The sequence below is a fragment of the Daejeonella sp. genome, from assembly GCF_046590655.1.
Taxonomy (GTDB): Bacteria; Bacteroidota; Bacteroidia; order Sphingobacteriales; family Sphingobacteriaceae; genus Daejeonella.
Genome location: NZ_JBKJUM010000079.1, coordinates 1 through 6,914 on the forward strand (window position 1 = coordinate 1; position 6,914 = coordinate 6,914).

Below are 6,914 nucleotides of genomic sequence, written 5' to 3' on the forward strand. Positions count from 1 at the left end.
CGCTATTTTTTCTTTAGAAGCATGACTTAGGTCCTGGGCGGCTTCTTCAATTTCTTCAAAAATTTCTATCTGCTCTTCTTCTATGAGGACGTGTTCGTCAATTGTCGTTTCCCCTCCCGCATTATCTTCTTCGATCTGAATAGGATCCGCTATTTCATTAATGATCTGGCCATTAAAACCTAAGGCGCGCATTTTACTCTTCATTGAGTCCGGATCCTCGATAATCGTTCTGAGAATTGCCCTGTCCGGAAAATATAATGCCGCTTTATTTAGTTCTTTCTCAAACGAAGTCGGTTGCGAGTCAACAAGCGAGCGGCTATAGAATGACCTAAGCAACTGCGCATAAGGATATTTTTCAATCAAATCTGCCAACACACCTGTATCACCAGCATTTATTAAAGAAGGATCATAAACCAGATTAGAAAATTTTTTCTGGTCGAGCTCCTGAGAATTTTTCTGTTCCACTATGCTGTCTAATTTTTGAAAGCTAAAAAATATTTACCAATTCGCGAAAGCTCTGTTGAAGATAAGTTCTGACAATTGCCGGTTAATTACGGTAATTAGTTTCTGCTGTTGCGATTCTAAGGAACCCTGATTTAAGCTGAATTCCTGACTGGCATTAAAAGATTCGTCGAAACTCAGTTCTGGTTTTAAAGTGTTTGTATATTTCACACTTACAGTTACAGTGATCCGCGTTAGCCCGGCGCGTTCATTACCCTGTATGGCCACAGGCCGAACTGTATAATCTGTGATACGCCCTTCAAAATTTGCATCTGCTTCTCCCCGTTCTATACTTAGGCGGGATTGATTTCTTATTCTTTCTTTTAACGCTTCTGTAAATTGATTGCTAAGATATGGGACCACCAAAATTGAATTATTTTCGAAGAATTGAACGGAGATGGTCTTCATTTCCTCCGGGATGGAAGCCCCGGAAAATGTATAAACACCGCAGGAATTAAAAAAAAGTACAGCGGTAATAATTACACAGAAAATGACCGATTTTAAGCGTGAGTACATATTTTCAAGTTAACTAAAGTTCTAATTCTTTAATTTTGCGATATAGAGTTCGCTCTGATATTCCGAGTTCCCGCGCAGCTAATTTTCGTTTGCCTTTATGCTTTTTAAGTGCTTTTTTAATTAGATCCGATTCCTTGTCAATAAGTGATAGAGATTCTTCAAATTCTTCAGCCTCATGAGTTATGTTATAAGATTTATCATTAGGCTGATGGATGATTAGCTTGTGTGGGTCTGGAGAAACGTTATTGTTCGAGGGCAGCTCGATATCGCGGTAAAGCTTATTAAGTACCTGTTGATTTGGTTGGAATTCCGCAGTGTTTCCGCCATTTTGTATGATTTCCGCGACAAGCTTTTTCAAGTCGGTCATGTCTTTTTTCATATCAAACAGCACCTTGTAAAGAATATCTCTTTCCGAGAAATCCTCTTTTTCTTGGTTACGTATTCGCATGGGCAACGTGCTGCCGGCTTCATTAGGTATATAATTCAAAAGATGTTGTGCTGTCAAATTCCGTTCCTTCTCAAGGACAGCAATCTGCTCAGCAATATTCTTTAGTTGACGAACATTTCCCGGCCAGCTATAATCCATAAGCATTTGCTGCGCACTTTCGTCAAGCTGAACTGAAGGACTTCGATATTTATCGGTAAAATCGGCAATGAACTTCCGGAATAGCAAGTTGATATCCTCTTTCCGCTCACGCAATGCAGGTACTTTAAGGGGCACCGTATTTAGCCTGTAATAGAGGTCTTCCCGAAATTTTCCAGCCATCACCGCTTCGAATACATCCTTGTTTGTTGCAGCCATCACTCTTACATTCGTCTTTTGAACCTTCGATGAACCGACCCGTATATATTCGCCAGTTTCCAATACACGCAGTAGACGAGCTTGAGTACCCAGCGGCAATTCCGCAACTTCATCCAGAAATATAGTTCCGCCGTCTACTACTTCGAAATACCCCTTACGTGCATCAGAAGCTCCAGTGAACGAACCTTTCTCGTGTCCGAAAAGCTCTGAGTCAATTGTTCCTTCAGGTATGGCGCCGCAGTTGACGGCTATAAATGGACCATGCTTACGCGGGCTCAGGGAATGAATAATATGAGAGAATACTTCCTTACCACTGCCGCTCTCCCCTGAAATCAAAACGGAAATGTCTGTAGGGGCAACCTGCCTTGCAATATCAATCGCCCTATTGAGAAGAGGGGAATTTCCAATTATTCCAAAACGGTTTTTTATGTCTTGAACATCCATATTTTTCTGTATATCGAACGCTAAAATTGCATTCGTCAATTCTTAACTATCTTTCCTAATAAAGTCGCCGGTGTACACCGTTCAATTTGAACATTTACGTAATCTCCCGGCTTATAATCCCTATTCACGGGAAATATCACTGTAATATTGTATTCAGTTTTTCCCGAAAAATCGAGGTCTGATTTTTTGGAAAGCCCATCGATCAGTACACGGTAAGTTTTGCCGATATGGTTGAGTAGTCTTCGGTGTGACCCCTCTTGTTGTTTTACCAGTATTTGATTAAATCGTTTGGTTTTTACATCTTGAGGGATATCGTCCTCAAATCTTTTCGCAGCGAGTGTGCCGGGACGTTCGGAGTAGGTATACATGTAAGCAAAATCATACTGCACATAATCCATCATGCTTAAAGTGTCGCGGTGCTCATCCTCGGTTTCAGTACAAAAACCAATAATCACATCGGTGGAAATAGCACAATCGGGAATAATCTTTTTAATTGTATCAATCCGCTCGAGGTACCATTCCCGGGTGTAGGTACGATTCATCAATTCAAGCACACGTGTGTTTCCTGACTGAACAGGTAAATGAATATGATTACAGATATTATTATATTTCACCATGGTATGCAGAACTTCATCAGTAATGTCTTTGGGATGGGACGTCGAGAAACGTACCCGAAGTTGAGGGTCAATTAATGCGACCTTTTCCAGCAGTTGTGCAAAATTGGTATGTCTAAATTCTCCGTTGCCGGTTTCAAGTTCGACGTTTCCCGTCTCTTCAACTTTATTCTCTGCATTCCATTTATACGAATCCACATTCTGTCCCAGAAGGGTAACTTCCTTATATCCGTTCCTAAACAATTCACGTGCTTCTTCGACAATTGAATACGGATCGCGGCTTCTTTCCCTTCCTCTGGTGAAAGGTACTACGCAGAAAGAACACATATTATCACAGCCCCGCATAATTGAAACAAATGCCGAAATACCATTGCTATTTAATCTCACAGGGCTAATATCCGCATAGGTTTCTTCGCGTGATAAAAGGACATTCACTGCTCTTGCACCCTCATCAGCTTGATTAATGAGGTTTGGAAGATCGCGGTAAGAATCAGGACCAATGACAATGTCTACGAGCTTCTCTTCCTCCAAAAACTTAGATTTCAGGCGTTCGGCCATACACCCAAGCACCCCAATAGTCATTCCCGGGCTTTTACGTTTTGCAGCGCTAAATTCCCTCAGACGGTTCCGCACCCTTTGTTCCGCATTATCCCGGATTGAACAGGTGTTGATGAAAATTACATCTGCCTCTTTGTATTGTGAAGTTGTTTCGAAACCCATGTCAAGCATAATAGAAGCCACAATTTCACTATCAGCGAAATTCATAGCACAACCATAGCTTTCAATGTACAGTTTACGTCCTTTATGTTTTTGCATACGTTCGATCACCAATGCCTCACCCTGACGTGATTCGTCATGTAACTGAGGTTGTAAAGCATTTATCAGATCAGCAGGCCCGTCAAACATTTTATAGGAATTAGGCCGTAAAAATACGAATTTTTCTCTTTAATGACAGTTTGGCAGTAACAGTATTTGGAAAAAAGCTGATAAACTTTATTAAATTGAGCTTGATATATTATTAGCTTAAGTCATTCACGATAATTAAAGTTTGAATAATTAACATTGAAGAATAACTATGGGGCTTAAACGTACAGGGATCGGAAGATGGAGATTGGCTTTTTATGTGGTTATATGCCTGGGGATCTTGCTAGCAGGGCTTGCTATCTACTTTAACTATCGCTGGAAGCCTATTATTACCACACAAATAAAAAAGGCTGTTCAAACTTCAACTAATGGCCTATACAGTATCGATTTCGAGAATATCCGTACCAACATCATAAGCGGCAGGATCAGTGTTAAAAATATTGTCTTCGTACCCGACACTTCGACATTTAGTAAAATGAGTACCGATAGTTTAGCTCCACGACATTTGTATAAAGTTGAAGTGAAAGAACTTATCCTGAAAAGGGTGCAACCCTGGAAAATTTATTTCAACGGGATACTTGAAATGGGCGCTATCGTGATTGACAAGCCGAAATTGCAGGTAATTTTTACCAATAGCAAGCGTAATAAGGAAACCACAAAGCCCGATATCCGGACTACCTGGCAACGTCTTAAGCCCTATTTGAAGTCATTAAAAGTCCAAAATATAGTTTTTCAGGATGCCGACTTTCAATATGTCGATCAAAGTATAGCGCCTGAAAAAGTTACCAATCTTAAGGGTTTAACCATAAAGGTTACAGATCTGCTCATAGATTCAATCTCGCAATTTGATAAGTCGCGTTTATACCATACCCGCGATATTTATGCTGAACTTAATTCATATAAGAGCATAACTGAAGATAGCCTTTATACAATTAATATCCAACAGTTAACTGCTTCTACAGCAAAAGGCTTCGCAAAAGTGAAGGGCTTGCGGCTGATGCCCCGCCTCGATGAAATGGAATTTTCACTGCATTTTAAGGTCCAGAAAGATAGGTATGCTTTCAACGTACAGGAGATGCAGCTGAACAATATTGATTATAAGATGCTTAATATAAACAGGCGTCTGATAGCATCTGGACTGACAATGCAAAAGGCAGATTTTTCGATATTTTTAAATCGGTCGATGCCGGATTCTCTTAGGGACCGGGGTATGAATTTCCCGCAGTTAGTCCTGCAGCGCTTTAAACTTGATGTCATTCTTGACACAATATCGATCTTTGATTCGCGTGTAAACTATTCGGAGTTCAACCCTGATTCGAGACGGAAGGGCACCGTGACATTTAGTAAAATCAACGGAAGAGTATTTAATCTTACAAATGACTCGACAAGTCTGAGCAGAAACAGTAACACTGAAGCCAAGCTTACTGCACTGCTTATGGACCGGGGCAGGTTTAACGTAAACATGCAATTTGATCTGGCTTCGCCAACCGGGGCTTTTAATTTTAAAGGCGATGTAGGAAGTATGGATGCCAATATGTTTAACGCTGCTATTCGTCCATTATCGCTCATTGAGATTAAATCCGGCTCTTTGAAACGCATGATATTTAATGGAGAAGGAAGCACGGAAAGAGTTAGGGGCTCCTTAACCTGTTATTATAATAATCTCAAAATAGCCTTACTCGAAAGAAGTGAAAAAACTACCTGGTTAAAGCGTCGGGGAATTGCTTCAATATTTGCGAACGTTCTGATCATTGAAAGCGATAATCCAACTCCAGGTCGCACTGTAAGAAAGGTCAGTTTTAATTATGCCAGGCCAAATCATTCGTCATTTTTCAATATGATCTGGAAAGGGATCTCCTCAGCTCTTCTTGGAAGCATTGGATTGGACGCGGGAACTCAGCGGGAAATTAAGTCGCGTTTAGAAAAAATGGAAATTGAACGATTCCAGAGAGAGGAAAGGAAAGACGAACGCGAGAGGAGGAAAGAGAAGAGAAGGTCAAACAGGATTGAAAGGATTGGGGATAAGTAATCACAAAAGAACCTGCCTGAAAGAGGCAGGTTCTTACAATATCATAAAGAGAAATTTAAACTACTAAGAAGTTCCAGCCAAATTCATCCGCCACACGTCCGTACCTGATCTCGTTTAAAGTTTTTAACAGGCGGTTTGAGAATTCCCGATTAGCAGGATCAGGTAGAGTATAAATTTCACCCTCATGGCCTATTTCGGCAATATGGGCAATAGTTGCTGCTGTACCTACTCCAAAAGCATCAGTGATTCGGCCTTCTTTTATTCCAGCCAGGATTTCTGCTACCGAAACACGCCTTTCTTCTACCTCAATGCCCCAGGTTTTGGCAAGAGTAATTACGGCATCGCGAGTTACACCCTTTAGGATTGTATCCCGCGTTGACGGAGTTATCACTTTTCCGTCTATCATAAACATAATATTAGCTGCGCCCAGCTCTTCGATATAAGCATGTTCGCGTGAATCTGTCCAAATAAGCTGATCAAAACCTTCTTCTGTTGCCCGCCGTAAAGGCAGCATCGAACCGCCATAATTACCCGCAGCCTTCGCAAAACCAAATCCGCCATCACTCGCTCTTGAGAAGCTGGTTTCAATTTTCACCTTAAGGTTTTTTGAAAAGTAAGGGCCAACAGGACCGGTAAGAATGATAAACTTGTAAGTCTCAGAAGGTGTTACACCCAAAAAAGGATCTGTAGCAAACATAAATGGCCTGATATACAGACTATGACCCTCTTTTGTGGGCACCCAGTCTTTATCCATTTCTACGATGGCAGAAAGGGCCTGCAGATACATATCTACGGGAATTGGGGGCATACATAAACGTTCCGCAGAGGCATTTGAACGTTCAGCATTTTTCTCAGGACGAAAGATCGCAATTTTTCCATCGACATGTTTATAAGCTTTGATTCCTTCAAAGAAGGCTTGTCCGTAGTGAAGGGCAGATATTGCTGGGCTTAAAACAATATCCCCGTAAGGTACTATCTGAAAATTTTTCCATTCGCCGCCTTCATAATCAGCGATGAACATGTGGTCAGAAAAAGTTTTGCCAAAAGGCAGGTTTTCAAAATCCGTCCCGGCAAGACGTGACGCCGTTGTTTTAGTAACAGAAATATTTAAAGTATCGGTCAACATGGTAAGTTTAATTGGGAT

Annotated in this window: 6 protein-coding genes; 1 reads left to right on the top strand and 5 read right to left on the bottom strand. The window is 41.0% G+C overall.

The genetic code is table 11. The features are described 5' to 3' along the window. The 4 genes from ACLL8Z_RS07835 to miaB all read right to left on the bottom strand — a co-directional run. Positions 1-465 (bottom strand): hypothetical protein (locus ACLL8Z_RS07835; protein ID WP_411274216.1); only part of this gene is annotated, 465 nt, incomplete at its 3' end. Positions 466-498: 33 nt separating this feature from the next. Next, complete coding sequence (locus ACLL8Z_RS07840; protein WP_411274217.1) at positions 499-1,017, bottom strand: LptE family protein; 519 nt, start codon at positions 1,015-1,017, stop codon at positions 499-501. 13 nt (positions 1,018-1,030) lie between these two features. After that, positions 1,031-2,263 carry a sigma-54 interaction domain-containing protein gene (locus tag ACLL8Z_RS07845; RefSeq protein ID WP_411274218.1) on the bottom strand — a complete coding sequence of 411 codons (1,233 nt, stop codon included), beginning with the start codon at positions 2,261-2,263 and terminating at the stop codon, positions 1,031-1,033. Between the two features lie 35 nt (positions 2,264-2,298). Continuing rightward, positions 2,299-3,783 (bottom strand): tRNA (N6-isopentenyl adenosine(37)-C2)-methylthiotransferase MiaB, encoded by a 1,485-nt coding sequence (gene miaB / locus ACLL8Z_RS07850; protein ID WP_411274219.1) that lies wholly within the window; start codon positions 3,781-3,783, stop codon positions 2,299-2,301. 169 nt (positions 3,784-3,952) lie between these two features. Between miaB and ACLL8Z_RS07855 the strand changes: the two genes are divergently transcribed. After that, complete coding sequence (locus ACLL8Z_RS07855; RefSeq protein ID WP_411274220.1) at positions 3,953-5,770, top strand: hypothetical protein; 1,818 nt, start codon at positions 3,953-3,955, stop codon at positions 5,768-5,770. A 55-nt stretch (positions 5,771-5,825) separates the two neighbouring features. On the opposite strand, the gene ACLL8Z_RS07860 is transcribed toward ACLL8Z_RS07855, so the two are convergent. Beyond that, positions 5,826-6,914: branched-chain amino acid aminotransferase (locus ACLL8Z_RS07860; RefSeq protein ID WP_411274221.1), on the bottom strand; the 1,089-nt coding region annotated here is incomplete at its 5' end.

Excerpts from the sequence above, each read along its gene's own strand:
- ACLL8Z_RS07845 (WP_411274218.1), bottom strand. The coding sequence starts at position 2,263 with ATGGATGTTCAAGACATAAAAAACCGTTTTGGAATAATTGGAAATTCC.
- miaB (WP_411274219.1), bottom strand. The coding sequence starts at position 3,783 with ATGTTTGACGGGCCTGCTGATCTGATAAATGCTTTACAACCTCAGTTA.
- ACLL8Z_RS07840 (WP_411274217.1), bottom strand. The coding sequence starts at position 1,017 with ATGTACTCACGCTTAAAATCGGTCATTTTCTGTGTAATTATTACCGCT.
- ACLL8Z_RS07855 (WP_411274220.1), top strand. The coding sequence starts at position 3,953 with ATGGGGCTTAAACGTACAGGGATCGGAAGATGGAGATTGGCTTTTTAT.